The following is a 25,975-nucleotide window of genomic DNA, read 5'->3' as shown; positions in this document are numbered from 1 at the left end:
CCAGGGGGTCCGGGGCGCAGCCCCCAGGGGGCCCGGGGCGCAGCCCCCAGGGGGCCCGGGGCGCAGCCCCCAGGGGGCCCGGGGCGCAGCCCCCAGGGGGCCCGGGGCGCAGCCCCCAGGGGGCCCGGGGCGCAGCCCCCAGGGGGCCCGGGGCGCAGCCCCCAGGGGGCCCGGGGCGCAGCCCCCAGGGGGCCCGGGGCGCAGCCCCCAGGGGGTCCGGGGCGCAGCCCCGGGGGGGCCCGGGGCGCAGCCCCCAGGGGGTCCGGGGCGCAGCCCCGGGGAACGGAGGAAGGGCGGGTCGGGGACCGCTCCGCGCAGCGGCACGCCGACCCCGCCCGGGCGCGGACGGTACCGTCGGAGACGTGAGAGTCTTCGCCGCCGTCCTCCCCGGCACCGGCGCGGTCGCCGAGCTGCGCGACGCCCTCGCCGCGGCGCCGCGCCCCGACGGACTGCGGTGGACCGCGCAAGCGGGCTGGCACTTCACGCTCGCCTTCATGGGCGAGGTCCCCGACCCCCTCCTCCCCGACCTCCGCGCCCGCCTCGCCCGCGCGGCCCACCGCAGCGCCCCCTTCCCCCTCCGCCTCCACGGCATCGGCCACTTCGGGGACCGCGCCCTGTGGACCGGCGCCGCCGGCGGCACCGACGCGATGCGGCTGCTCGCCGAGCGGGCCGAGGCCGCCGCCCGCCGGGCCGGGGTGGCCATGGAGCACCACCGCCGCTACACCCCGCACCTCACCCTCGCCCGCGGCCGCCCCGGCACCGACCTGCGGCCCTGCCTCGACGCCCTCGCCGGCTTCGAGGGCACGCCCTGGCAGGTCGACACCCTCAGCCTGGTCCGCAGCAACCTCCCCTCCTCCGGCGTCCCCGGCGAGCAGCCCCGCTACGAGGTCGTCGAGGCCTGGCCGCTCCACGGCTGAGGCGTTGAGCGTTCGGGGACGGTTCATCCCCCGGTGGCCCGCACGTCGGGGCCCGGAATCCGGATTCCGGTGAAACAGAAGCAGTAGAGGCGACCCCGGCATGCTCCGGACCAGTACCTGGCAAGCCGCCCGCTGACGCACGCACGCCCGCACCCGCATCCAAGCCCCACCGCACCGACGGCCGGCCCGCCACCACCCCGCGGGCCGGCCCGGAGCCCCTCCGGCCACCCTCGAAGGAGTCCCCGTGCCGCTCACCGAGCCGACCACCACCCCGACGGCCGCCCCGACGGCCCCCGCGCGCGTCGCCACCCGCCGCAGGCTGCTGATGTGCCGACCCCGGCACTACGACGTCACGTACTCGATCAACCCCTGGATGCACCCGGAGAACAGCACCGACCCCGCCCTCGCCGTCCGCCAGTGGGAGCGGCTGCGCGACCTGTACCGCGAACTCGGCCACTTCGTCGAGGAGATCGACCCCGTCGAGGGCCTGCCCGACATGGTGTTCGCCGCGAACGGCGCCACCGTCGTCGACGGCAAGGTCTACGGCGCGCGGTTCCGGCACGCGCAGCGCACCGCCGAGGGCCCCGCGTACCTGGGCTGGTTCGAGCGCCGCGGCTACCGCGACGTGCTGTGGCCCGAGTACGTCAACGAGGGCGAGGGCGACTTCCTCACCGTCGGCCGCCGCATCCTCGCCGGCACCGGCTTCCGCACCGACCCGCGCTCGCACGCCGAGGCCCAGGAGTTCTTCGGCCTGCCGGTGACGAGCCTGACCCTCGTCGACCCGGAGTACTACCACCTGGACACGGCCCTGGCCGTGCTCTCCGACGACGAGGTCATGTACTACCCGGCCGCCTTCTCCGAGGGCAGCCGGGCCGTGCTCCGCACGATGTTCCCCCACGCGATCCTCGCCACCGCCGAGGACGCCGCGGTCTTCGGGCTGAACGCCTTCTCCGACGGCCGCCACGTGCTGCTGCCGGAGGCGGCGACCGGCCTGACGGCCCAGCTCAGCGCGCGCGGCTTCGAGCCCGTCGGGGTCGGGCTCTCCGAGCTCCTCAAGGCGGGCGGCAGCGTGAAGTGCTGCACCCTGGAGCTGCGCGACCGCTGAGTCACCACCGACGTAGTTTCCGGAAAGGACAGTTGTGACCTCTGCGACCGCGATCGCGGACAGCCACGCCCGCCTGCTCGACCTCCTGGCGGACGCGGGAGCCGGCCACCGGCTGCTGCGCCACGCCCCGGAGGGGCGTACCGACCTGGCCAGCCTGATACGCGGCCACAGCCTCGAACAGGCCGCCAAGTGCCTGGTCATCAGAGTGGCGCTGGGACGCAAACAGCGCCGTTACGTGATCGCCGTGGTGCCGGGGCACTGCCGCGTGGACCTGGAGGCGGTACGGGCCGAGTACGGCGGCACGAACGCCTCCTTCGCCGTCCGCGAGGTCGCCGAGGAGCTGACGGGCTGCGTCAGCGGGTCGATCATGCCGGTGAGCTTCGACCCGGCCGTGGAGGTGGTCGTCGACCCGGCGCTGCTGGAACACGAGGAGATCTGGTTCAACGCCGGCCGCCTCGACGTCTCGGTGGCGCTGAGCACGGCCGGCTACCTGGCACTGGTGCGGCCGCGCGTCGCACCGGTCAGCGCGGAGCCGGCCGCCGTACGCCTTCGACCGTGACCGTGACCGTGACCATGACGCACGTCTCGCGGCCCCTGGCCCGGGGCTCGGGTGGGAGCGCGTTAGTCTCGACGGGTGGACCCGAAGACCAGGAACCGTGTCATGGCCGGTGTGCTCGTGCTGATGTTCGTCGTCGTGGCGGTGGCGGCCGCGGTGGGCCAGTAGCCCCCGCACCCCGGCCGCTCCGCGTACGCCCGTACCCGTAAGTACCCGTACCGCCCCGCCCGCGCCGCAAGCGCGGGCGGGGCGGTGTGCGTCCGCGGACCCCGCCTACCAGGCGAAGGCCTCCGGCGAGGGTCCCGGCCCCGGGAAGATCTCCTCGAGGCCGGCCAGCACCTCCTCGCCCAGCTCCAGCTCCACCGCCCGCAGCGCGCTCTCCAGCTGCTCGGCGGTGCGCGGGCCGACGATCGGGCCGGTGATGCCGGGGCGGGTCAGCAGCCAGGCCAGGGCGGCCTCGCCGGGTTCCAGGCCGTGCTTGTCGAGGAGGTCCTCGTACGTCTGGATCTGCGCCCGGACGCTCGAGTTGGCGAGGGCGTCCGCCGAGCGGCCCGAGGCCCGCCGGCCGACGGTGGCCTCCTTCTTGAGGACGCCGCCGAGCAGGCCGCCGTGCAGCGGGGACCAGGGGATGACGCCGAGCCCGTACTCCTCGGCGGCCGGGATGACCTCCATCTCCGCGCGCCGCTCGGAGAGGTTGTAGAGGCACTGCTCGCTGACCAGGCCGACCATGCCGCGCCGGGCGGCCGTCTCGTTGGCCTGGGCGATCTTCCAGCCGGGGAAGTTGGAGGAGCCCGCGTAGAGGATCTTGCCCTGCTGGATCAGGACCTCGATGGCCTGCCAGATCTCCTCGAAGGGGGTCCGCCGGTCGACGTGGTGGAACTGGTAGACGTCGATGTGGTCGGTCTTCAGGCGGCGCAGGCTGTCCTCGACGGCCCGGCGGATGTTCAGGGCGGAGAGGCGGTCGTAGTTGGGCCAGGTCTCGCCCTCGCGGTACATGGAGCCGTAGACCTTGGTGGCGAGGACGGTCTTCTCGCGGCGGCCGCCGCCCTGTGCGAACCAGGTGCCGATGATCTCCTCGGTGCGGCCCTTGTTCTCACCCCACCCATAGACGTTCGCCGTGTCGAAGAAGTTGATCCCCGCGTCGAGGGCGGCGTCCATGATCGCGTGGCTTTCCGGCTCGCCCGTCTGGGGGCCGAAGTTCATCGTGCCGAGTACGAGGCGGCTGACTTTGAGGCCGGTGCGTCCGAGCTGCGTGTACTTCATGGGTCACTAGCCAACTGCTTGGAGTGCGCTCCAGGCAAGACCCTTTCGCGGGAGGGGTCTTACCGGGCGGGCGCGGACCGGTAGGGGCCGCCGATGCCCCAGGCCTGGTGCAGGACGGCCGCGAACTCTGCCGCGAGGCGGTGCTCGCCGGAGGCGTTGGGGTGCGTGCCGTCGTAGGTGTCGTGGTGGATGTCGTACGCGGCCGGCCGGGCGGCCAGCAGGATCGGCGAGGCGTCGGTGGTCAGGTCGGCGACCGCCTTGGCGAGGAGTTCGTTGAACCGGGCGACCTCGGCCGCGAACGGGGGTTCGTCCTCGGCGCGGACGTTGGGGATGACCGGGAGGAAGACCATCCGGATCGCCGGGCGGGCCTCGCGGGCGGCGGCGACGAAGGCGCGGACGTTGCCGGCGGTCTGCTCGGCGTTGGTGTAGAAGCCGAGGTCGATCAGGCCGAGGGAGACGAGCAGCACGTCCGCCCGGTGGCCGGCGGCGGCGGGTCCGATGAGGGGGGCCATGTGCTGCCAGCCCTCGCCCCAGCCGGCGAGGTGCCGACGGGCGTGGGCGGGGAAGTCCGGGGCGGCGTAGTCCTGTCCGGCGGGACCGTCAGCGCCGGTGTCGTCGTACAGGGCGGTGCGCGGGCCGACGATCTCGAACGATCCGTCGCCCAGGGTGGCGCCGAGGTGCTGCCACATGCGGTAGCGCCAGGTGTAGTCGCCGGCGCGTCCGATGGTCATGGAGTCGCCGACGAACATGAAACGCATCCGGTCATCATCGCGGATCACGCGCCGGGAGCCCCTGTGATGCCGGACACGCCCTGCCTGGTGGCAGGCTTGTGGGATGCGCCTGCTGCCCCGGTCGACCGCCGTCCCCGCCGCCCTCGTGCTCGCCCTGCTGCCGGGGGCCGCCCTCGCGGCGGAGACCCCCGCCGCGTCCGGGTTCACCCTCACCGATCCGCGGATCAGGGAGTCGAGTGGGCTCGCGGCCAGCCGGATCCACCCGGGCGTGTACTGGACGCACAACGACAGCGACGACGGCCCGTACGTGTACGCGGTGGACTCGGCGACGGGCAGGACGGTGGCGCGGCTGACGCTGACCGGGATCGGGACCCCGCGCGACGTGGAGGCGATCTCGCTCGGACCGGACGGGCAGCTGTACCTCGGGGACATCGGCGACAACAAGGACGGCACCTGGGACCACGTGTGGATCTACCGCTTCCAGGAGCCGAAGGAGCTCGGCGACCGGACCGTCGCCGCCGAGCAGTTCACGGTCACGTACGCCGACGGGCCGCGCAACGCGGAGGCGCTGATGGTGCATCCGGTGACGGGCCGGGTGTACATCGCGAGCAAGAACGAGCAGGGCGGCGGCCTGTACGAGGGCCCCGAACGGCTGTCGGCGGACGGGCGCAACGTCTTCCGGCGGGTCGCGGAGGTGCCGTGGGTGACGGACGGGGCGTTCTCGCCGGACGGGACGCGGCTGACGCTGCGCGGCTACCTCACGGCCCGTACGTACGCCTGGAAGGACGGCCGCCCCGAGGGCCCGGGCGAACGGGTGGACGCGCCGTGGCAGGGGCAGGCGGAGTCGGTGACGTACACGCCGGACGGCAGGACGCTGATGTTCGGGGCGGAGGGCGCGAACAGCAGGGTGGTGGCCGTACCGGTGGCTCCGGCGGCGGCCGCGTCCGCCCCGGCCCGCTCCCCCGCCCCGCAGCGGCCGGGCGGCGGCCCGACGGGCTCCGCGGGGGCGCAGGGCGCGCCGTCCGGGCAGGACTCCGGCAGCTTCACCAAGGGGGCGCTGGTCCTCGCGGCGGGCACCGCCCTGGTCCTGGCGGGCAAGCGCCTCTTCCGCCGCCGCAAGGGTTAGGGCGACCGGGCCCCCGGGCGTCGTAAACCTCCTGCGCGCAACGTTCACGATCCGTGCGCGCAGTGCACATGACCTCGAGGAACACCCGCCTAAGCTCACTGTCGGCGAGGGGCCCCCGTCGTTCACGGGGGTGACGACAGGGGCCCGTTCCACACCGCCCGACGTGATCTGGGTCACACCCTGTCACACGTGCGGGGCGCCCGGTGTCTTGTGTCCGAACCCCAACGGAGGAGGACACGATGAGCGAGAACAACACCGACGTGGTCGTGATCGGCGGCGGTTACGCGGGCGTGATGGCCGCCAACCGGCTCACCCGGCGGGGCGACGTCACCGTCACCCTGGTCAACCCGCGCCCGTCGTTCGTGCACCGCATCCGCCTGCACCAGCTCGCCGTCGGCAACGACGCGGCCGTCGTCGCGTACGAGGACGTCCTCGCGGAGGGCGTACGCCTGGTCGTGGACACCGTCGACCGCATCGACGCCCCCGCCCGCGCCCTCGCCCTCGCCTCCGGCGACCGCCTCGCCTACGACTACCTCGTCTACGCCGTCGGCAGCGCCGGCGCGGAACTGCGCGTACCCGGAGCCGCCGAACACGCCCACCCCATCGCCACCCTCGAAGACGCGCAGCGGCTGCGCCCGGTCCTGGACGCCGCCCCCGCCGACGCCCCGGTGACCGTGGTCGGCGCCGGACCCACCGGCATCGAGACCGCCGCCGAACTCGCCGGCGCCGGCCGCCCCGTCACCCTGGTCTGCGGCGGCACCCTCGGCCCCTACCTCCACGCCCGTGGCCGCCGCTCGGTCGCCCGCCGCCTGGCCCGCCTGGGCGTCACCGTCGTCGACGGCCCCGACAGCACCGTCACCCACGTCAGCGCCGCCGCCGTACGCCTCGCCGACGGCCGCGAACTGCCCAGCCGGGTCACCGTCTGGACCGCCGGCTTCGCCGTCCCCGACCTCGCCGCCCGCAGCGGCCTGGCCACCGACACGGCCGGCCGCATCCTCACCGACGAGACCCTCACCAGCGTCGACGACGACCGCATCGTCGCCGCCGGCGACTCGGCCGCCCCGTCGGGCCTGCCGCTGCGGATGAGCTGCCAGGCCGCCATGCCCATGGGCGCCCGCGCCGCCGACACCGTCCTGAGCCGCCTCGCCGGCGAGCGCCCCGAAACCCTCAACCAGCCCTTCGGGGCCCAGTGCATCAGCCTCGGCCGCCACGACGGCATCTTCCAGTTCGCCAAGGCCGACAACGCGATCTGGTTCCACGTCGACGGCAAGCCCGGCGCCAAGCTGAAGGAGACCGTCTGCACGGGCGTCGTCAAGCACCTCGCCGACGAGGCCCACAAGCCCGGCGGCTACCGTCTCCACCTCATGGGCGCAGCCAACCGCCAGAAGAAGCTCCAGGCCGTGCGGGGACAGACCACGGCCGCCTGACTCCCGGGGGGACCGACCAGATGAACGACCACGCGCACGACGACGCGCACGACGACGCCCGCACCGCCGACACGGCCGCCGACACGGCGACCGAAGCGGCGACCGAAGCCTTCGTCGCCCACCGCAACCTGCTCTTCACCGTCGCCTACGAGATGCTCGGCTCGGCCTCCGACGCCGAGGACGTCCTCCAGGAGACCTGGCTGCGGTGGGTGAAGGTCGACCTCGGCCAGGTCGAGGACCGGCGCGCCTACCTCGTCCGCATCACGACCCGTCAGTCCCTCAACCGGCTGCGGGCGATGAGCCGCCGCAAGGAGTCCTACGTCGGCGAATGGCTGCCCGAACCGCTGCTGACCGCACCGGACGTGGCGCAGGACGTGGAGCTCGCCGAGAGCGTCTCCATGGCGATGATGCTCGTGCTGGAGACGCTCTCCCCCACCGAACGCGCCGTGTTCGTCCTGCGCGAGGCCTTCGACGTCGGCTACGAGGAGATCGCCGCCGCCGTCGACAAGACCCCCGCCGCCGTACGCCAGATCGCGCACCGCGCCCGCCGTCACGTGGACGCCCGCCGCCCCCGCCAGACCGTCTCCGCGAGCCAGACCCGGGCCGTCATGGAATCCTTCCGGCGCGCGCTCGACAGCGGAGACCTCCAGGGGCTGCTGGACGTGCTCGCCCCCGACGTCGTCCTCGTCGGCGACGGCGGCGGCATCAAGCAGGCCGCGCTGCGCCCCGTCACGGGCGCCGGCAAGGTGGGCCGCTTCATCGTCGGCGGCGTCGGCAAGAGGGCGGGCCGCTTCTCCGTCACCCCCACCGTGGTCAACGGCAGTCCTGCACTGCTCGCCCACCTCGACGGCGAACTCGACGGCGTGATGGCGTTCCACGTCGAGGACGGCCGCATCGCCGGGATCTACTTCGTCCGCAACCCCGAGAAGCTCGGCGCCGTCGCCGCCGAGACCGCGATCACCCTGCGGTGAGCCGAGGGCGGGCGCCGCACCCCGGCGACCCGTCCCTCACCAGCCGACGGCCCGGAGGGGCCGGACGGACCGGACGGGCTACGAGTGCCCGAGATCGGCGGACGGAAGGTCCGCCGACGGCACCGACCCGGTGTCGGGCGCCGGGCGCAGCGGGAACTCGTCCGTCGCCATCGAGTCCAGCACCGGCGGCGCGGGCCGCGGCGGCTTCGGCATGACGGCGGCCTCCGAGTGGCCGCCGCAGCCGTACGACAGGGAGACGAGCCGTCCGTCCGCCGGACCGAACTCGTTGGCGCAGACCCCGAAGGCCTGCCCCAGCGATCCCCCGATCGCCACGAGGAAGCCGCACGAGACGCACGACGCGGGCGCGGCCTGCGCCATCGGCGTCTTCGCCCCGAAGGACTCGTCCCAGCGGTCGGCCGCCGTGTGCAGCCCGTACCGCGACAGGACGCGGGCGCGGCGCATGCCGAGCTCCTCGGCCACGGCGGTGATCGAACCTCGCGCCGGGACGACCGCGCGGTCCGTGACGTCGGCGTCCTCGGCCTCGACCAGTTCCGCCATCTCGCTGGAGACGACCGAGTTCGGCGGCGGCGCGTCCTCCCCGGACCAGCCCGGCTCCAGGCGCAGGTCGTCGGCGTCCGTCGGCAGCAGGTCGCCCGGGCCCATGTCGCCCGGGCGCAGCCGCTCGCTCCACGGCACCCATTCGGGGGCGAGGAGCGCGTCGTCGCCGGGAAGGAGCACCGTTTCGTCGAGGGTGACGTTCTTCGCGCGGGAGGCGCGGGTCACGGTGACGGCCCAGCGCCAGCCGCGGTAGCCCGGTTCCTTGCACTCGAAGAAGTGGGTGACGACCCGGTCGCCCTCCGCTACGACGGAGACGTGCTCGCCCACCACACCGGGGTGGGCGGCCTCCTCAGCCGCCGCGCGGGCGAACTCGACCGCCTCGGCGCAGAGGCGGTCCGGGGCGGGCGTACGCGGGGTACGCGGGGTACGGCTTCGCGTCGTCGCAGCACTCACAGGTCTCGTTCTCTCCTACGCCGTCTCACGAGTGCGCCGTCCGTACTGTCGTTCACAACGACCCGTCGGTCTCGTCCGTACGTAGCGCGGGCGGAGCGGACCAGAGGGCCGCGTCGACGTCCGCGCCCCGATCGGCCTCGGGCGCACCCCACTGTGATCCATTCTGCGGGATCACGAAGAGGCGCGCGGCCAAGTGCAACCGCCGGTGGCGCGCTACGCACGCTACCTCCTTCGAAGCCTTCGGCCCACATGCGAGGTCCGATTCGCGGACAACACACGCGCGCGCACGCCGCGCGAACGCCCCGGCGGAAGCCGCGCGAACGCCGGCGGAAGCCGCCCGAACGCCCCTCGGAGCCGCCCGAGACCCGTACGCAGGCCGCGCGGGGCCCGCCCCCGGGCCCCCCGGAACCACGCCCCTGACGCGCCGGGAGGGGTCCCGGATGGCGTCGTGGGGCACTATGGCCACGTGGCTCCCGCACGGTCGTCCGCAGACGGCTCGGGACCGGCCAAGCGGGCCGGCCGGGCGGTCGGGCGTGCCCTGCACCTCCCCATCACCGGTCCGGCGCGCGGAATCCGGCGCGCCACGCACGCCCACGGGGCCGGCGAGTCGGGACTGGGCCGTCTGATCGAACTGCACGCGATCAACGGCGCCGGAGACGTCATGATCACCGTCGCGCTCGCCTCGACGGTGTTCTTCTCGGTCCCCACCGACGAGGCACGCGGACGGGTGGCCCTCTACCTGGCGATCACCATGGCGCCCTTCACCCTGCTGGCCCCCGTGATCGGCCCCCTCCTCGACCGGCTCCCGCACGGCAGGCGGGCGGCGATGGCGTGCGCCATGCTGACGCGGGCCCTGCTGGCGCTGATGATGTCCGGCGCCGTCGCCACCGGCGGCCTGGAGCTGTACCCGGCGGCCCTGGGCGTCCTGGTCGCCTCCAAGGCGTACGGAGTCGTACGCAGCGCCGTCGTCCCGCGGCTCCTCCCGCCGAAGTTCTCACTCGTCAAGGCGAACTCCCGCGTCACGCTCGCGGGCCTGCTCGCCACCGGCGCGGCCGCACCCGTGGCCGCCGGACTGCACACGATCGGACCGCCCTGGCCGCTGTACGGGGCCTGCGCGATCTTCGTGTGGGGCACCTTCGCGGCGTTCCAGCTGCCGCACAAGGTCGACGACGCCAAGGGCGAGCGCCGCGCCCGGCTCTCCACCCACGAGGCCCACTCCAAGCGCCCCGGGCTGCGCACGGTCAGCCGCCCCGTCCTGTGCGGGCTGCTGGCTAACGCGGCGATGCGCTGCCTGTCCGGGTTCCTGATCTTCTTCCTGGCGTTCCTGCTGCGCGAGCAGCCGCTCGCCGGGCAGAGCGCGGCGGTGTCGCTGGGCATCGTCGGCGTCGCGGCGGGCATCGGCAACGCCGCCGGGACCGCGGTCGGCGCGTGGCTCCGCGCCCGCGCCCCGGAGGCGATCATCGCCTCGGTCCTCTCCGTCACCCTGGGCGTGGCGATCCTCTCGGCCGTCTTCTTCAGCGGCCTGCTCGTGGCCGTCCTGGCCGGCACGGCCGGCTTCTGCCAGGCCCTGGCGAAGCTCTCGCTCGACGCGATGATCCAGCGCGACGTCCCGGAAGCCGTCCGCACCTCGGCCTTCGCCCGCTCGGAGACCCTGCTCCAGGTGGCCTGGGTCCTGGGCGGCGCGATCGGCATCGCCCTCCCGCTGAACGGCACCCTGGGCATGGCGGTGGCCGCCGCCGTGGTGGCCGCCGGCACCGCGATGGCCCTCCGCGGCCTCCTGACGTCCCCCCGCCACCAGCCGACGTCCCCGCGGCCCCGGGTGGCGTAGGGGCGCGGGGGTCTGGGGGCGGAGCCCCCAGGGAGTCCGGGGCTCCGCCCCGGGGAACGGGCGAAGGGCGGGGCGGGGAGCAGCCCGCGCAGCGGCACACCCCCGCCCCCGCCCGCCCCCGCCCGGCACGGCACGGCACGGCACGGCACGGCACGGCACGGCACGGCACGGCAACGGTCGACGCGGCCCGAGGACCCCCGTGCGGCGGCGCAGCCCACCGGCCCGATAGCCTTCGGCTCATGACCGCACCGCTTTTCCCGGGTAGGGCCCGCCGCAGCGTCGCGGCCCTCGGAGCCGTGTCCGCCGGCCTCCTCCTCCTGTCCGCCTGTGGCGGCGACAAGCCGACCCCGCTCGCGACGGTGACCGTCGGCAGCTCGTCGGTGTCCGCCGAGTCCGAGGGCGAATGCAGCCCCACCGGCCAGGACCTCACCATGGACAAGGTCCAGAACTGCCTCACGGACCCCAAGAAGGCCAAGACCGTCGAGTACGGCCGCGGCGACACCCTGCGCCTGGGCGTCGAGCCCGAGGTCGTCGAGGACGGCAAGAAGTGGCAGGCCGTCCTCGACGGACAGCCGATCACCGAGCCCTCCTCGAACACCTACCGCAGCTTCCAGGGCGCCGACGTCTTCGCGACCGGCGGCCAGGGCGAGGCACCCCAGTCGAAGCTGCTGGGCTTCGTCCAGGTCGGCGAGGACGGCAAGCCCCTCTCCGTCTGGACCTTCAAGCTCAAGCTGAAGAAGTAGCGGCGGGCGCAGCGGCGTGCGCGCGCTGATCGTGACCGCGGTGGCCGCGGAGGCCGACTCCGTGGCCGCCGGTCTCACCCCTCATCCGGACCCGGTCACGCCCGAACCGCGCACGCTCCCCGGGGGTTACCTCATCACCCGCCGGGACCTGCCCGGCCTCGCCGCCGACGTGCTCGTCGGCGGTGTCGGCCCGGCCGCCGCGGCGGCCGCCACGGCCACCGCGCTCGCGCTGGCCGACTACTCCCTCGTGATCTCCGCCGGCATCGGCGGCGGGTTCGCGCCCGCCGCCCCGCTCGGCTCGCTGGTGGTCGCCGACGCGCTCGTCGCCGCCGACCTGGGGGCCGAGACCCCCGAGGGATTCCTTCCGGTGCAGGAGCTGGGCTTCGGCCGCAGCGTGCACCTTCCGCCCGCCGAGCTCGCCGCCCGCGCCGCGGAGGCCACCGGCGCGCTCCTGGCGCCCGTCCTGACCGTGTCCACCGTCACCGGCAGCGCCCCCCGCGCCACCGAGCTCGCCGCCCGGCACCCGCTGGCGGGGGCCGAGGCGATGGAGGGCTTCGGGGTGGCGGAGGCCGCCGCCGCGCACGGGCTGCCCGTACTGGAGGTCCGCGCCGTGTCCAACGCGGTCGGGCCGCGCGACCGGGCCGCCTGGCGCATCGGCGACGCGCTCGCCGCCCTGACCGCCGGATTCCGCGCACTGGGACCCGTACTCGTCAACTGGGGAGAACGCCATGAGCGCCACGAGCACCGCGAACACCACGAACACCGCTGAACCGCTCGCCATCGCCTACTCGCCCTGCCCGAACGACACCTTCGTCTTCGACGCCTGGGCCCACGGCCGGGTCCCGGGCGCGCCCGCCCTCGACGTGACCTTCGCCGACATCGACGTCACCAACGGCATGGCCGAGCGCGGCGAGCTGGACGTGCTGAAGGTGTCGTACGCCGTACTGCCCTGGGTGCTGGAGGAGTACGCGCTGCTGCCCTGCGGCGGCGCCCTCGGCCGCGGCTGCGGCCCCCTCGTCCTCACCCGCGAGCCCGGCACGGACCTGTCCGCCGGCACGGTGGCCGTGCCGAGCGAACGCTCCACCGCCTACCTGCTGTTCCGGCTGTGGGCGGCGGACGTGCTGCCGGACGGGGTCGGGAAGGTCGTCGTCCTCCCGTTCCACGAGATCATGCCGGCCGTGCGCGACGGCCGCGTGGACGCGGGACTCGTCATCCACGAGGCCCGGTTCACGTACCAGGAGTACGGGCTGCACCGCCTGGCCGACATGGGCGAGCACTGGGAGTCCACCACCGGACTGCCGATCCCGCTCGGCGCGATCATCGCCAAGCGCTCGCTGGGCGCGGAGAAGCTGCGCGCGCTGGCCGAGTCGGCCCGTACGTCGGTGCGGATGGCCTGGGACGACCCGGAGGCCTCGCGGCCGTACGTGCGCGCCCACGCGCAGGAACTGGACCCGGCCGTCGCCGACCAGCACATCGGGCTGTACGTCAACGAGTTCACCGCGGACCTCGGCGACGACGGGTACGCGGCCGTCCGCGGCCTGCTCACCAGGGCCGCCGCCGAGGGCCTCGTCCCGCCCGTCCCGGCGGACGCGCTGCGCTTCCCGTGACGCGAACGCGACGGTGCCCCGCCGCTCGGAAGGAGCGGCGGGGCACCGGCTTGCCGGTCTCGCCCGCTCAGACGTCGAGCTGGTCGGCCACCGCGCGGAGCAGCCCGGCGATCTTCGTGCCGTGCGACTTGTCGGGGTAGCGGCCGCGCTCCAGCATCGGCGTGATGTTCTCCAGCAGCGTCGTCAGGTCCTGCACGATCGACGCGAGCTCATCGGGCTTGCGGCGCTGGGCAGCCGCGACCGAGGGCGCCGGATCCAGCACCGTCACGGAAAGTGCCTGGTCACCGCGCTGTCCCGCGACGACTCCGAATTCCACCCGCTGCCCGGGCTTCAGGGCGTCGACCCCGGCCGGGAGCACCGACGAGTGGACGAAGACGTCGCCGCCGTCGTCACGGGAGAGAAAGCCGAAGCCCTTCTCGCTGTTGAACCACTTGACCTTGCCGGTAGGCACGTCCGTCCTCTGTCCTTGTGCTCGTCGGGTCCGGGTGACCGTGGTGAACGGCTCCGGATAGCAGTACAGCGGGTCCTTCGACCCGCCTCCTCCAGGCTAATGGTCCCCAAACCGCTGACAAGACGTTCCCCGGTCCTTCCCGAGTCCACCGCTTCGGCCAGGGAACTACCCTGGTGGGGTGACTGTTACTCCTCATCCCGACGATGCGCGGCCCGGCGACGGCCTGATCAAGACCGGCGGCATCGTGTTCATCGCCGGCGCGCTGGCGACCCTGGCGACGATGGCCCCGCTGTTCCTGGGAACCGACCCGTTCCCGTCGTACGCGTGGGCCGTGTGCATGCTCATGGGCGTCGGCTTCGCCATCGCCGCGGCGGGCGTGCTCCGCTCCGCCGCCGCACAGCGCAAGGCGGCCCGGGCGTCCCAGGCCGCCTGACGCACCTCGCCCGGCCTCGCCCTCGCCCTCAGGCGGTGCGGGCGCGCTCGTACTCCGCGAGCCACCGCGGCAGCTCCGTGAGGTCGGACAGCACCACGTCCGCACCGGCCTCGCGCAGCTCCGACTCCGCGCACGGCCCGGTCGGCACCGCCACCGACAGCGCGCCGGCCGTCCGGGCGCCGCGCACGTCGCCGACGTGGTCGCCGACGTAGACCTGCGCCCCGTACTCGCGCAGCGCCCCGGCCTTGGCCTCGGCCCAGAGCCAGCCGATGACGGCGTCGGGCTCTATCCCCAGGTGCTCCAGGTGGTGCCGGGCGTTGGGCTCGTTCTTCGCCGTCACGACGATGGCCCGCCCGCCGAGCGCCTGCACGGCCTTGACCGCCTCATGGGCGCCGGGCATCGCGGGCGTCGGCTCGATGGCGTGGTCGACGTAGAGCTCCCGGTAGAGGTCCCGCATGGCCGGGATCTCCTCCTCGGGGAACCAGTACGCGAGCTCCTCCTCCAGCGGCGGCCCGAGGCGGGTGATGGCCTCGTCGGCGTTGATGTACGCCCCGGTCCTGGCGGACAGGGCCTCGTAGGCGGCCTTGATGCCGGGCCGGGAGTCGATGAGCGTCATGTCGAGGTCGAACCCGACGGTGAGCTGCGGGGGGATGGGGGCGGGGGCGGGGTTGGGGCTGCCTGAGGTCATGCCGCCATTGTGCCGAGGCTGGGGGCGGGTGGCGGGGGCGGCACCCTGCGGAGCGGTCTCATCGATGGTTGGGGGCTTCCCGTCAGTCCCATCGTCCTTCCGGTTCGGGCCGGTCCCTCAAGGGCGCTCCCTTCGGTCGCGTCGCTACGCGATGACCTTCGGCCACCCTTGACCGACCGACCCGAACCGGAAAGCCGAAAGACTGCCGGGAAACCCCCAAAGAAACGGCACGGTCCAAGGGCAAGGGACGGGTCCCTCAGCGAGGGGCGAGGGGCCAGGAGCCGGCCCGCCGGGCATCCGAGCCCTCACGAGTCCAGATTCCGGGCCGGGTGCGCGACTACCCGCACGAGAGCCCGACCAGAGCCCCCTCCAGACCCCCCAGACGCGACAGATCGCTACGCGCTCCTCCCGTCTCAGCGTCCGACGACCGCCTGTGGCTGCTACCCGCCCCAGAGGCCGAACAGATCCACCTAGGCATCCGACAGGCGCGTCAGATCGCTACGTGCTCCTCTGGTCTCGGCGGCTGGCGGCCGTCTTGGGCTGGTCCGGGGCGGGTTCGACGTTGGTGGCGGCGGTGGTGAATTCGCGGCCGCATGCGCCTCGGATGTATGCGAGCTCCATCCAGCGTTCGATGCCGGTGTCGGAGACGTTCTCGTTGATCACGGCCATAAGGATGCCCTCGGTGCCCGAGGCGATGTCTCGAACGCGTCGGTGGAGGAGGCGGTGGGGGACGTATTCGTAGCACTCACTCATCGGGCGCTCCTTCGAAGGTGTCGAGGAAGCGCTCCCAGCCGGCGAGTGCACGGTCCAGGAGCTCTTGGCTGGGGCCGGTGTTGGCCTCCCGTCGTGGCCAGGGTTCGCCTTGCGCGGTCTGGTCATGGGGCGCGGTCATGGAGCCAAGTCCAGCGTGTGCGGGGGTGAGGCGGGCGCCGGGAGGGCGGACGTTTCCCCTCGCGACCGAGCGGCCGTCCATAATCTGGATCCGTGACGGTCGGCATACGGAGGATGAGCAGGCTGTGAAGGAGCTGGTCCTGTTACGCCAGGCGGCGGGGTATACACAGGCGTCGTTCGTTGCCGCGTTCTCAGCCGAGGCGGCGCGACTCGGCATCGCGGCTGCAGTGAGCGTGCGCCAGCTGCGGCGATGGGAGAACGAGACACCGCCACCACTGCCGCATCCGGGGCAACAGACAGTATTGGAAGCGATGTTCGGTGTCCCGCTCGCGGAGATGGGTTTCGAGGTACCTCTGCATCGCCTGACGGTTGCGGAACCGGTCAGCGACTCTGGAAGGGTGAAGAGGAGAACCTTCGTCGCGGACGCGGGCGGTCTCATAGCGGCGGCTCTCATGCCCGCCGCGTCCGGGATGCGCGTGGGTACGGCCGAGCTCGGCCATGTGCGGCAGCGGCTTGCGGGGCTCTACCGGACCGACCACGCCAAGGGCAGCGTGCCGGCGAACGCACAGGCCGATCACATCGAGGCGGACATCACCAGCGCCCTGCGCGAAGCGTCGTACACCTCGACCGTCGGCCGTGAACTTCAGACGATGCTGGCCGAGTTGCACGGTCATCGGGCGTGGTACGGCTATGACGGCGGCCGCATCGCCGAAGGCAGGACCGCATGCATGGAAGCCCTTGCCGCTGCTCAACTCGTCGACAACTCCCTGCTTCAGATCTCCGTTCTGGAGACACTCGTACTGCTGGCTTGCGACTCGGGCACAAGCGGGTGCGACGGTTCATCTGGTGATCGCACTCCGAGGTGCCAACGTGGCCATTCACTCTGGAGACCTGCCGGCCGCCCGCCGATCCCTGAGCCGAGCCGTTCAGTTCCAAGGACGCACGGACCGCGACGAGGATGTACCTGACTGGGCCAGGTTCGTCGGCCCCTTCGAAGTCGACTACGCCACCGCAGACATGTACATGCGAGCCAACCAGCCGGGCCGAGCGGTGCCCTTCCTGCGGGCCGCCGTGGGCGGCATCAGCAGCGGTCTGGCCCGCAACAGCGCCTCCTACCGCGTCAAATTCGCCGATGCGCTGCTCGCGGCCGGAGAGATCGAGGAGGCATGCGCCGTGGTGGACGGTGTCATGGACGCGTGGGGTGACATCTCCTCTCCACGCCTGCTGAGCAAGGTACGGAATTTCCAGCGCTCGGCATCGGATATCGGGAGCCGGACCGCCCGCGACTGTGTTGTGCGGATTCGCGAGACCGTCTGAGAGGACCTGGGATGAGCCAGTCAACACAGTTCGCCGTCGAGACGCTCGACGGACAGGCTGCGGCACACGCCGAGGCGGCCTTCCGATCGGTCTACGCAGAAGCCTTCGCCGAACCGCCCTACGAAGAGACCGAAGCGGACGTATCGGCCGCCTTCCGGCGCTTCCGGTCCCAGACCCGCAAGAGCACCTTCGTCGGTGCCCTGGCCACCCATGACGGCGAGCCGATCGGCATGGCCTACGGCTACCCCCTCAGCCCGAAGACGGGCTGGTGGGACCAGCTCACCGAACCGGTACCCGAGGACATGCGCCGCGAGGACGGCCACAGAACCTTCGGCCTCATGGAGCTGGCCGTCCGCGCCCACTGGCGCCGGCAGGGGATCGCCCGCCGCCTGCACGACACCCTGCTCGCCAACAGCAACGCCGAACGCGTCCTGCTCAACGTCCGTCCGGACAGCGAACCCGCCGTGGCCGCGTACCGGTCATGGGGCTACCGCAAGGTGGGTGACGCACAACCGTGGCCCGGCGCCCCCCTGCACGACGTGATGCTGCTCCCCCTGAGGGCCGACCAGCCCGAACGATCCCCCTGCCCCGGGTGATCGAAGTGACCGACGCCGCAGGCGCCTTCCGCCCACCTGGTGGACGGCATTCTCAACCGCCAGCAACCCAAGACCGGCGGCAGCCGCCGAGACGGAGAAGCGCGTAGCGATCTGACGCGCCCCCGTGCACCCCGGCCGCTCTGGTCGTCCTCTGGCGTGGGGATCAACCACAGACGGTCGCTGGACGCTATGCCGGGAGGAGCGCGTAGCGATCTGTCGCGCCTGGGGGGTCTGGAGGGGGCTCTGATCAACCTCCCGTGCGGGTAGTCGCGCACCGGCTCCGAATCTCGACTCTTGAGGGCCCGGATGCCCGGCGGGCCGGCGCCCGGCCCCTCGCCTCAGCGCTGAGGGAGGCCTCCCTCCAAGGATCATCCGTCCCGTTTCTTTGGGGGTTTCCCGGCAGTCTTTCGGCTTTCCGGTTTGGGCCGGTCGGTCAAGGGTCGCCGAAGGCGATCACGAAGTGACGCGACGAAGGAGCGCCCTTGAGGGACCGGCCCGAACCGGAAGGACGATGGGACTGACGGGAAGCCCCCAACCCGCTCTGATCCGGCCTAGGGGGGTGCCGCTCCCCGGCCCCCCGGCCCGCAGACAAGGGGGCGGGTGGGCGAACGCCGCCCCGCCCCAGGGGGTCGAGGGGGAGATGGCGGGCCCGCGCCGCAAGGCGCGTACCCGTGCTCCGGGCTACCGCCGCCGCGCCCGCCACAGGAGGTAGGCCGCCGTGAGTGCGCCCGCTGTGCGGGCCAGGGTGGGCCAGAGGGACTGGAAGGTCGGGCCGATCCGGTCGGAGGGGATGGGGGTGCCCCAGTTGCCCGCGGCGCGGCCCCAGAGCCAGAGCATGGCCAGGGTGAAGACCGCTACGGGCAGGCCGAGCAGGACCCACTTGCGCTCGCGGGGTCCGAGCACGCGCGAGGCGTACGCAACCAGCGCGCCGGCGCCGAGCAGCGGCCAGTACCCGGTGAGGGCACCGGCCAGGAGCAGTACCGCCGCCAGTACGAGGAACGCGTGGGGGCGGGGCCTGGGTTCCCCCTCCGGAGCGGCGGCCTTCTTCTTCTCGCGCCGGTCGCGCAGGAACCGTACGAGGCCGCCCGCCGCTGCGGCCGGCCCGGCGGCGGGGTCCTTGGCGGCCTCCCGCTTCTCCTTCGCCGCCCGTTCCTCCTCCGCCTCCTCCCCGAACAGGTCCGGGATCTCGATGCCGCCCGCGAAGCCCTCCACCTGCGGCCCCCGCCCCCTGCCGGAGCCGCCGGGGGACAGGCTCCACCAGTCGGGTTCGGCTCCGCCGGAGGGCCCGAGCTCGTCGAGCCCGGCCAGGTGCGGCGGGACGTTCTGCGGGACGTTCTGCGGGGCGTCCCGCGGGAGGTCCTCGGCGGTGCGCTGGGTCGGCACGGCCGGAAACGCCGGAACCGCCGGGGCCGCCGCCCCACGCCCGGCCGCGCCGACCGTGTCGAGGACCTCCTCCGGCGTGCCGATGCGCTCCAGGATCCCGCGTACGGCCGCCGGGGTGTCGGGCTCGTACTTGGCGCGGCGGCGGTCGATCTCGTCCCGCAGCCCCGAAACCAGCCGCATCCGGTCACCGGACGACAGCTGCCGCTGGGCCGCCAAGTCCCCGACGCGGCTCAGATATTCGTAGACCAGATGGTCGCTCTCGATCCCCACGCCCCCGACGGTAGCGCGTGCGTCCGTGGAGCGGCCGACGACGCAGCGGATACCGTTGGCCGGATGGGGACCGGCCGACGGTCCGGCCGGCGTGACCAGGAGGCGACCACCGTGCCCGAGGCAAGTACCGCTGCGGCGAACGCCCCGCGCTCCCTCGCCGAGGCGCTCCGCGCCCGCGACGACGTGGCGCTCGCCGCCCTGCTGCACGCCCGCCCCGACCTGCTGAACCCGGTGCCCGGCGACGTCACCCAGCTGGCCACCCGGGCCGGCACCCGGGCGTCGGTGGTACGGGCCCTGGACCGGCTGGACCGGTTCGCGCTCCAGACGGCCGAGGCCCTCGCGGTGGCCCCGGACCCCTGCCCCTACCCGGTGCTGGAGGAGCTGCTCACCGGCAGCGGCGGTGGGGACGCCGAGGGCGCCGAGGCCCGCGACGCGCTCCCCCGGGCCCTGGGGACGCTGCGGGACCAGGCCCTGGTGTGGGGGGACGACGACCGGCTGCGGCTGGTCCGCACCGCCCGGGAGCTGCTCGCCCCGTCCGCGCAGCGGCCCTCCCCGACGGGGCTGGGGCCGACGGTCGCCGAGGCGACGGCGGGCATGTCGCCGACCCGGATCCAGGAGATCGTCGCGGCGGCCGGGCTGCCGGCGACGCACGACCCGGTGTCGGCGGTGGCGGCGCTGACCGGGCTGTTCACCGACCCGCAGCGGATGTCGGCGCTGCTGGACGGGGCTCCGGCGGAGGCGCACCAGGTGCTGGGGCGGCTCGTGTGGGGGCCGCCGTACGGGGAGGTGACGCCGGAGCCGACGCCGCCGGTGCGCTGGCTGCGCGACCGGGGGCTGCTGCTGCCGGCTTCGCCGCGGACGGTCGTCCTGCCGAGGGAGGTGGCGCTGCACCTGCGGGGCGGGCTCGCGCACCGGCGTACGGAGCCGCTCGCACCGGTGGTCGGCGTGTACCGGGAGCACCGTCCACAGCTTGTGGACGCGAACGCGGCCGGGCAGGCGCTGGCGGCGCTGGAGACCGTCGAGGAGCTGGTGAAGTCCTGGGAGCACGCGGGTCCGCTGGTGCTGCGCGCGGGCGGGCTGGCGGTGCGGGACCTGAAGCGGACGGCCGCGGCGCTGGACACGACGGAGTCCGAGGCGGCGTTCTGGGTGGAGCTGGCGTACGCGGCGGGGCTGCTGGCCAGTGACGGGGAGGCCGACGAGCGGTACGCGCCGACGCCCGCGTTCGACGACTGGCGGGAGCTGCCGCCGGCGGAGCGGTGGGCGGTGCTGGCGGCGGCGTGGCTGCCGGCGACGCGTACGCCGGGGCTGGTCGGGGAGCAGGACGCGAAGGGGCGGACGCTGTCGGCGCTGGGTCCGGACCTGGACCGTTCGGCGGCGCCGGAGGTGCGGCGGAGGGTCCTGGACCTGGCCGGGGAGCTGCCGGAGGGCGGGGTGCCCGATCCGGAGGCGGTGCTGGAGCGGCTGGCGTGGGAACGGCCGGCGCGCGGTACGAGCGATCTGCGGGCCCGGCTCGCGCGGTGGGCGCTGCACGAGGCCGAGGTGCTGGGGGTGACGGGGCGGGGTGCGCTCAGCGCGTTCGGCCGGGCGCTGCTGGAGCACGGGGATCCGGCGGGGCTGCTGGCGCCGCTGCTGCCAAAACCGGTGGACCACGTGCTGTTGCAGGCGGACCTGACGGCGGTGGCGCCGGGGCCGCTGCTGCGTCCGCTGGCGGAGATGCTGGCGGTGCTCGCGGAGGTGGAGTCAAAGGGCGGGGCGACGGTGTACCGCTTCACTCCGGGTTCGGTGCGGCGGGCGCTGGACTCGGGGCAGGCGGCGTCGGACCTGCACGCGTTCCTCGCCGAGCACAGCCGTACGCCGGTTCCGCAGCCGCTGGCGTACCTGATCGACGACGTGGCGCGGCGGCACGGCCACCTGAGGGTGGGGGCGGCGTCCTCGTACGTGCGCTGCGACGACGACGCGATGCTGGGCGAGATCCTGGCCGACCGGCGGTCGGCGTCCCTGGGGCTGCGGCGTCTGGCGCCGACGGTGCTGGCGGCGCAGGCGGACCCGGCGGCCCTGCTGGACGGGCTGCGGGCGATGGGGTACGCCCCGGCGGCGGAGTCCCGTACCGGTGACGTGATGGTGGCGCGGGCCGACGCGCACCGCACCCCGGCGCGTTCGGCGCCGGTGCCGGTGCCGGACGGGCCGCCGGTTCCGGACGCGACGCTGCTGGGCGCGGCGGTACGGGCGATCCGTGCGGGCGACCTGGCGGCGACGGCGGTCCGCAAGGAGCCGGCGGCCGGGTCGGCGTCGGGGGCTCCCGGGGAGTTGCCGCGTACGAGCGCGGCGGAGACGCTGGCGACGGTGCAGGCGGCGGCGCTGACGGGGTCGGCGGTGTGGATCGGGTACGTGAACGCGGACGGGGCGGCGAGCCAGCGGGTCATCGCCCCGGTGCGGGTGGAGGGCGGCTTCGTCACGGGGTACGACCACACGGCGGACGAGGTCCGCACGTACGCCCTGCACCGGATCACGGGGGTGGCGGAACTGGCGGAGGACCAGGTCTGAGCGGCCCGGCCGGCCGGGACAGAACGCCCCGGCCCTCCCCGGCACCGGGCCCCTTCGCGCCCTGGCCGGCTGAGCGGCCCCGGGTTGGCCCGTCCCGCCCGGCCGGGCCCCGTCGTAACCCGGCCCCCGCCGAAAACCGCTGGTAGCCGACCACGGCGAACCGGCACCCTGACGGCATGCCCGAAGCAACGCCCACGGCCCCGGCCGCGCCCGCACCCGGACCGGCACCCGCACCCGCACCCGCACCCGCACCTAACACCGACGCCGACCCCGATCCCGCAGCCCCGACCCCGACCCCCCGGCACCAGATCCGCGCCCTCCACACCGCCACCACCGTCACCGTCTACCAGGCCTACGCCCCCCACCTCGGCCTCCCCGCGGCCCGGGACGGGCGGTTCCCGCCGGCGTGGAAGCGGGAGCGGATGACGTGGATCAAGCCGTCGTTCCTGTGGATGATGTACCGCTGCGGCTGGGCGGCGAAGCCCGACCAGGAGACCGTCCTGGCGGTCGAGATCACCCGCGAGGGCTTCGACCGGGCCCTCTCCCAGGCCTGCCTGTCGCACTACGTGCCCGGCGTCCACGCGGACCGCGGGGCGTGGAAGGCGTCGCTGGCCGGCTCCCCGGCGCGGGTGCAGTGGGACCCGGAGCGCGACCTCCACCTGAACGCGCTGCCCCACCGGTCCCTGCAGCTGGGCCTGTCGGGGCCGGCGTCACGGGCGTACGCCGACGAGTGGACGGTGTCCATCCGCGACGTCACCCCGCTGGCCCGGGAGATCCACGGGCTGGTCCGCGCGGGCGACCTCGACGCGGCCCGCGCGCTGCTCCCGGCCGAGACCCCCTACCCGGCGGGCCCGCTGCCTCACCTGGGCGCGTAGTCGACCAGCCCGGTGTCGAAGGGCCACACCTCGCGCAGCCAGGCGCTGACCGTCCGGTACACGACGGCGTCGAGGTGCGCCCGGTCCTCGCGCACCCAGGAGCTGACGTGCACCCGCCCGGCCTGCTCCTTCGACGGGTAGACGTACAGGCAGCCGATGACCTCGGCGTCACCCTCCAGCACGCTGTACGTGAACCCGCGCCGCTCGGCGAAGTCCTGCGCGTGCCGCTCCAGGTCGGCGAGGTTCGCCTCGGCGGACATCCCCTCCGGCGGCGGCCAGTTCCGGCCCGCGAAACCGGGCGTGGCCCGGACGTGCGCGATGCTCCCGCTCCAGGCGGCGAGGTCCCGCGCGTTGTGCTCCGCCCCGAGGGGCTCCAGCCGGAATCCTTCACCGGCGAGGGTGCGCGGCACGTCGAAGCCCTCGGGTACGAGGGGCTGCTGATCTTCACTCATGCCCGGAAGGTACGCCGCCCGCCCGTCCGGCGTCAGCGGCTTTTCCAGCGCGTCGCGACGGCTCGACACCGCCCCCGCGACGGCTCGACACCGCCCCCGCAGCGGCTCGACACCGCCCCCGCGACGGCGACGCCGCCCCCGCACGGCCGACCCCACCCCTCCCGGCCTGCGATAGGGCAGACTGGAGGTTTGGCCGCCGCGTCCGGGCGACCACTTCACCGCCGGAAAGGGACGTGCTGCGTGAACGGGCCACTCATCGTCCAGAGCGACAAAACCCTCCTCCTCGAAGTCGACCACGAGCTCGCCGGGGCGGCACGGCGGGCCATCGCCCCCTTCGCCGAGCTGGAGCGGGCGCCCGAGCACATCCACACCTACCGGATCACCCCGCTCGGCCTGTGGAACGCCCGGGCCGCCGGGCACGACGCCGAGCAGGTCGTCGACGCGCTCGTCGAGTACTCCCGCTACCCCGTCCCGCACGCGCTGCTGGTCGACGTCGCCGAGACGATGGCCCGCTACGGCCGTCTGACCCTGTCCAAGCACCCCGTGCACGGGCTGGTGCTGACGAGCACCGACCGGCCGGTGCTGGAGGAGATCCTGCGTTCGAAGCGGATCGCCCCGTTGGTCGGGGCGCGGATCGACGCCGACAGCGTGGCCGTGCACCCGTCGGAGCGCGGGCAGATCAAGCAGACGCTGCTGAAGCTGGGCTGGCCGGCCGAGGACCTCGCCGGGTACGTGGACGGCGAGGCGCACCCGATCGAGCTGGAGGAGAACGGCTGGGCGCTGCGCCCGTACCAGGCGCAGGCCGTCGAGGGCTTCTGGCACGGCGGTTCGGGCGTGGTCGTGCTGCCGTGCGGCGCGGGCAAGACGCTGGTCGGGGCGGGTGCGATGGCCAAGGCGAAGGCGACGACGCTGATCCTGGTCACGAACACCGTCTCGGCGCGGCAGTGGAAGCACGAGCTGGTCAGGCGCACCTCGCTGACGGAGGAGGAGATCGGCGAGTACTCGGGTACGCGCAAGGAGATCCGGCCGGTCACGATCGCCACGTACCAGGTGCTGACGACCAAGCGGAAGGGCGTCTACCCGCACCTGGAGCTGTTCGACTCCCGGGACTGGGGGCTGATCCTGTACGACGAGGTGCACCTGCTGCCGGCGCCGGTGTTCAAGTTCACCGCCGACCTGCAGGCGCGGCGGCGGCTCGGTCTGACGGCCACTCTGGTCCGTGAGGACGGGCGGGAGTCGGACGTGTTCTCCCTCATCGGGCCGAAGCGGTTCGACGCTCCGTGGAAGGAGATCGAGGCGCAGGGCTACATCGCGCCCGCCGACTGCGTCGAGGTCCGCGTCAACCTGACCGAGTCGGAGCGGCTCGCGTACGCGACGGCCGAGACCGAGGAGAAGTACCGCTTCTGCGCGACGACGGCGACGAAGCGGAAGGTGACGGAGGCGCTGGTGCGCAAGCACCGGGGTGAGCAGACCCTGGTCATCGGCCAGTACATCGACCAGCTCGACGAGCTCGGCGAGCACCTGGACGCGCCCGTCATCAAGGGTGAGACCTCGAACGCGCAGCGGGAGAAGCTCTTCAACGCGTTCCGCGAGGGCGAGATCAACGTGCTGGTCGTCTCGAAGGTCGCGAACTTCTCGATCGACCTGCCGGAGGCGACCGTCGCCATCCAGGTGTCGGGCACCTTCGGCTCCCGGCAGGAGGAGGCGCAGCGCCTCGGCCGGGTGCTGCGCCCGAAGGCGGACGGGCACGAGGCCCGCTTCTACTCGGTGGTGGCGCGCGACACGATCGACCAGGACTTCGCCGCGCACCGCCAGCGCTTCCTGGCGGAACAGGGCTACGCCTACCGGATCATGGACGCGGACGAGCTCCTGGCGAGCGACTGACCGGCGCCCCGGAGGGCGGGCGCGGGGCCGGGACCCGGTGGGCCGCCGCCGGCGGGTGTCCGTGGTGGACGTCGTCCGGGTGGACGGGGTGGCGGGTGCGGCGGCGGTGGGCCGCGCCCGTCAGGGCGGTGAGGAGCGGGACGGCCCACACCCACAGCTGCGGCCACTCCCGCAGCAGGGCCCGGCCGGGCACCGGGAGGTGGTGGGCCCAGAAGTCGGCGGAGGCTTCGGGGAGCACCAGCAGGCCGAGCAGGACGCTGCCGGCGAGCCCGGCCAGGGCGGTCAGGGCGGCCCGGACGCGCCGGGTCAGCAGCAGGTACGGGACGAGGAGCGCCGGGGTCAGGGTGATCCCGGCGGCGATGCCCAGCGCGAAGCCCTTGCCGAGGGCGGCGCGCGGCCGGCCGAGGTCCCAGACGGCGAGGCAGGCGAGCGCCAGGTTGATCTGGCCGGGCAGCGGGCTCTGGAACAGCGGCTCCAGCCACAGCCCGGCGGTGGTGGCCGCCAGGACCGGACCCCGCCGGGCCCGTACTCCCGCGAGCCGGCAGGAGAGCACGATCAGCAGGGCGAGCAGGCCGGCGTTCCCGAGGACGAGGACGGCCTTGAGCACACCCGCAGGCAGCCAGGCGGCGGGCGTGAAGAGGATCGCGGCGAACGGCGGGTAGGCGCTGGGCGGGTGCCACTCGGCGGCGGAGAAGCCGCTGAGGACGGCGTCGGCCGTCGGAACGCGGAGGGCGATGCACAGGACGCCCAGGGCCAGCAGCGAGCCTGTGACCAGCACAGCTGCGAGTGTGGGGGGTGGGGAAGCGGAGGCGGGGCTGCGGGTCACGCGCGTGACCCTAGTGGATCCGCGCACGGCTACCGCCGGGTTCAGGCCAAGGCCTTGCACGCGGCGTGCGCGGAGGCTCT

General features: G+C 73.9%; 27 protein-coding genes. 17 read left to right on the top strand and 10 right to left on the bottom strand.

Annotated elements, in window-relative coordinates:
- The first annotated feature begins 362 nt into the window (after window positions 1-362).
- From thpR to D1J60_RS19405, 3 genes are all read left to right on the top strand, one after another.
- Complete coding sequence (gene thpR / locus D1J60_RS19415) at window positions 363-917, top strand: RNA 2',3'-cyclic phosphodiesterase (RefSeq protein ID WP_125821939.1); 555 nt, start codon at window positions 363-365, stop codon at window positions 915-917.
- 244 nt (window positions 918-1,161) lie between these two features.
- The gene (ddaH, locus tag D1J60_RS19410; RefSeq protein WP_125821938.1) at window positions 1,162-2,022 is read left to right on the top strand and encodes a dimethylargininase; all 861 of its coding nucleotides are present in this window, start codon (window positions 1,162-1,164) and stop codon (window positions 2,020-2,022) included.
- Window positions 2,023-2,056: 34 nt separating this feature from the next.
- Window positions 2,057-2,581 (top strand): YbaK/EbsC family protein, encoded by a 525-nt coding sequence (locus D1J60_RS19405; protein ID WP_125821937.1) that lies wholly within the window; start codon window positions 2,057-2,059, stop codon window positions 2,579-2,581.
- A gap of 270 nt (window positions 2,582-2,851) precedes the next feature.
- On the opposite strand, the gene D1J60_RS19400 is transcribed toward D1J60_RS19405, so the two are convergent.
- Together D1J60_RS19400 and D1J60_RS19395 are read right to left on the bottom strand one after the other, a co-directional pair.
- A complete protein-coding gene (locus tag D1J60_RS19400; protein WP_125821936.1) occupies window positions 2,852-3,841 on the bottom strand; it encodes an aldo/keto reductase in 990 nt (329 codons plus the stop codon).
- 59 nt (window positions 3,842-3,900) lie between these two features.
- Entirely contained in the window at window positions 3,901-4,599 is a 699-nt protein-coding gene (locus D1J60_RS19395) for a GDSL-type esterase/lipase family protein (RefSeq protein WP_125821935.1), read from the bottom strand.
- A gap of 76 nt (window positions 4,600-4,675) precedes the next feature.
- Here D1J60_RS19395 and D1J60_RS19390 point away from each other — a divergent pair, with 76 nt between their 5' ends.
- The 3 genes from D1J60_RS19390 (at window position 4,676) to D1J60_RS19380 (ending at window position 8,096) form a co-directional block, all read left to right on the top strand.
- Window positions 4,676-5,698, top strand: a complete 1,023-nt coding sequence (locus tag D1J60_RS19390; RefSeq protein WP_125821934.1) for a WD40 repeat domain-containing protein — start codon at window positions 4,676-4,678, stop codon at window positions 5,696-5,698.
- Between the two features lie 239 nt (window positions 5,699-5,937).
- A complete protein-coding gene (locus tag D1J60_RS19385; protein WP_125821933.1) occupies window positions 5,938-7,125 on the top strand; it encodes an FAD-dependent oxidoreductase in 1,188 nt (395 codons plus the stop codon).
- 20 nt (window positions 7,126-7,145) lie between these two features.
- A complete protein-coding gene (locus tag D1J60_RS19380) occupies window positions 7,146-8,096 on the top strand; it encodes an RNA polymerase sigma-70 factor (protein WP_125821932.1) in 951 nt (316 codons plus the stop codon).
- Between the two features lie 78 nt (window positions 8,097-8,174).
- On the opposite strand, the gene D1J60_RS19375 is transcribed toward D1J60_RS19380, so the two are convergent.
- Window positions 8,175-9,107, bottom strand: a complete 933-nt coding sequence (locus tag D1J60_RS19375) for a DUF3027 domain-containing protein (protein ID WP_125603080.1) — start codon at window positions 9,105-9,107, stop codon at window positions 8,175-8,177.
- A 448-nt stretch (window positions 9,108-9,555) separates the two neighbouring features.
- On the opposite strand from D1J60_RS19375, the gene D1J60_RS19370 reads away from it, so the two are divergent.
- From D1J60_RS19370 to D1J60_RS19355, 4 genes are all read left to right on the top strand, one after another.
- A complete protein-coding gene (locus tag D1J60_RS19370; protein WP_125821931.1) occupies window positions 9,556-10,935 on the top strand; it encodes an MFS transporter in 1,380 nt (459 codons plus the stop codon).
- A 239-nt stretch (window positions 10,936-11,174) separates the two neighbouring features.
- On the top strand, window positions 11,175-11,678 hold the full coding sequence (locus D1J60_RS19365; protein ID WP_125604973.1) for a DUF2771 domain-containing protein: 504 nt from the start codon (window positions 11,175-11,177) through the stop codon (window positions 11,676-11,678).
- A gap of 16 nt (window positions 11,679-11,694) precedes the next feature.
- Complete coding sequence (locus D1J60_RS19360; protein ID WP_125821930.1) at window positions 11,695-12,447, top strand: futalosine hydrolase; 753 nt, start codon at window positions 11,695-11,697, stop codon at window positions 12,445-12,447.
- The gene (locus D1J60_RS19355; RefSeq protein WP_125604977.1) at window positions 12,407-13,285 is read left to right on the top strand and encodes a 1,4-dihydroxy-6-naphthoate synthase; all 879 of its coding nucleotides are present in this window, start codon (window positions 12,407-12,409) and stop codon (window positions 13,283-13,285) included. Before D1J60_RS19360 ends, D1J60_RS19355 begins: the two co-directional genes overlap by 41 nt.
- 67 nt (window positions 13,286-13,352) lie before the next feature.
- Here the strand turns inward: D1J60_RS19355 and D1J60_RS38660 are convergent, their stop codons facing one another.
- Window positions 13,353-13,736 (bottom strand): cold-shock protein, encoded by a 384-nt coding sequence (locus D1J60_RS38660; protein ID WP_007265584.1) that lies wholly within the window; start codon window positions 13,734-13,736, stop codon window positions 13,353-13,355.
- A 178-nt stretch (window positions 13,737-13,914) separates the two neighbouring features.
- Here D1J60_RS38660 and D1J60_RS19345 point away from each other — a divergent pair, with 178 nt between their 5' ends.
- A complete protein-coding gene (locus D1J60_RS19345) occupies window positions 13,915-14,169 on the top strand; it encodes a hypothetical protein (protein ID WP_125821929.1) in 255 nt (84 codons plus the stop codon).
- Window positions 14,170-14,197: 28 nt separating this feature from the next.
- On the opposite strand, the gene D1J60_RS19340 is transcribed toward D1J60_RS19345, so the two are convergent.
- The 3 genes from D1J60_RS19340 to D1J60_RS37335 form a co-directional block, all read right to left on the bottom strand.
- Window positions 14,198-14,857, bottom strand: coding sequence for an HAD family hydrolase (locus D1J60_RS19340; RefSeq protein WP_125821928.1), 660 nt, complete (start codon window positions 14,855-14,857; stop codon window positions 14,198-14,200).
- A 498-nt stretch (window positions 14,858-15,355) separates the two neighbouring features.
- Window positions 15,356-15,610 carry a hypothetical protein gene (locus tag D1J60_RS19330; protein WP_125821927.1) on the bottom strand — a complete coding sequence of 85 codons (255 nt, stop codon included), beginning with the start codon at window positions 15,608-15,610 and terminating at the stop codon, window positions 15,356-15,358.
- Window positions 15,603-15,749 carry a hypothetical protein gene (locus tag D1J60_RS37335; protein ID WP_164720925.1) on the bottom strand — a complete coding sequence of 49 codons (147 nt, stop codon included), beginning with the start codon at window positions 15,747-15,749 and terminating at the stop codon, window positions 15,603-15,605. Before D1J60_RS37335 ends, D1J60_RS19330 begins: the two co-directional genes overlap by 8 nt.
- Window positions 15,750-15,873: 124 nt before the next feature.
- Between D1J60_RS37335 and D1J60_RS19325 the strand changes: the two genes are divergently transcribed.
- Genes D1J60_RS19325 through D1J60_RS19320 form a run of 3 tightly spaced genes read left to right on the top strand, consistent with a single transcriptional unit; the run spans window position 15,874 to window position 17,661 of the window.
- Window positions 15,874-16,716, top strand: coding sequence for a hypothetical protein (locus tag D1J60_RS19325; RefSeq protein WP_241253323.1), 843 nt, complete (start codon window positions 15,874-15,876; stop codon window positions 16,714-16,716).
- Between the two features lie 49 nt (window positions 16,717-16,765).
- Window positions 16,766-17,065, top strand: coding sequence for a hypothetical protein (locus D1J60_RS38105; protein WP_241253322.1), 300 nt, complete (start codon window positions 16,766-16,768; stop codon window positions 17,063-17,065).
- An 11-nt stretch (window positions 17,066-17,076) separates the two neighbouring features.
- On the top strand, window positions 17,077-17,661 hold the full coding sequence (locus D1J60_RS19320) for a GNAT family N-acetyltransferase (RefSeq protein WP_125821926.1): 585 nt from the start codon (window positions 17,077-17,079) through the stop codon (window positions 17,659-17,661).
- Between the two features lie 681 nt (window positions 17,662-18,342).
- Here D1J60_RS19320 and D1J60_RS19315 read toward each other — a convergent pair.
- Window positions 18,343-19,314, bottom strand: a complete 972-nt coding sequence (locus D1J60_RS19315) for a hypothetical protein (RefSeq protein WP_125821925.1) — start codon at window positions 19,312-19,314, stop codon at window positions 18,343-18,345.
- Window positions 19,315-19,377: 63 nt separating this feature from the next.
- Between D1J60_RS19315 and D1J60_RS19310 the strand changes: the two genes are divergently transcribed.
- Complete coding sequence (locus D1J60_RS19310; RefSeq protein ID WP_241253321.1) at window positions 19,378-21,858, top strand: helicase C-terminal domain-containing protein; 2,481 nt, start codon at window positions 19,378-19,380, stop codon at window positions 21,856-21,858.
- Window positions 21,859-22,034: 176 nt separating this feature from the next.
- Window positions 22,035-22,733 carry a DUF4291 domain-containing protein gene (locus D1J60_RS19305; protein WP_125821923.1) on the top strand — a complete coding sequence of 233 codons (699 nt, stop codon included), beginning with the start codon at window positions 22,035-22,037 and terminating at the stop codon, window positions 22,731-22,733.
- On the opposite strand, the gene D1J60_RS19300 is transcribed toward D1J60_RS19305, so the two are convergent.
- The gene (locus D1J60_RS19300) at window positions 22,718-23,185 is read right to left on the bottom strand and encodes an N-acetyltransferase (protein WP_125821922.1); all 468 of its coding nucleotides are present in this window, start codon (window positions 23,183-23,185) and stop codon (window positions 22,718-22,720) included. The two genes, D1J60_RS19305 and D1J60_RS19300, sit on opposite strands and share 16 nt — an antisense overlap.
- Before the next feature lie 240 nt (window positions 23,186-23,425).
- Here D1J60_RS19300 and D1J60_RS19295 point away from each other — a divergent pair, with 240 nt between their 5' ends.
- Complete coding sequence (locus D1J60_RS19295; protein WP_125603950.1) at window positions 23,426-25,069, top strand: DNA repair helicase XPB; 1,644 nt, start codon at window positions 23,426-23,428, stop codon at window positions 25,067-25,069.
- On the opposite strand, the gene D1J60_RS19290 is transcribed toward D1J60_RS19295, so the two are convergent.
- Window positions 25,035-25,847 carry a glycosyltransferase family 87 protein gene (locus D1J60_RS19290; protein WP_241253320.1) on the bottom strand — a complete coding sequence of 271 codons (813 nt, stop codon included), beginning with the start codon at window positions 25,845-25,847 and terminating at the stop codon, window positions 25,035-25,037. The two genes, D1J60_RS19295 and D1J60_RS19290, sit on opposite strands and share 35 nt — an antisense overlap.
- Window positions 25,848-25,975: the final 128 nt, after the last annotated feature.

The sequence above is a fragment of the Streptomyces sp. W1SF4 genome, assembly GCF_003950035.1.
Taxonomy (GTDB): domain Bacteria; phylum Actinomycetota; class Actinomycetes; order Streptomycetales; family Streptomycetaceae; genus Streptomyces; species Streptomyces racemochromogenes.
This window is presented reverse-complemented; position numbering and strand designations above follow the sequence as displayed.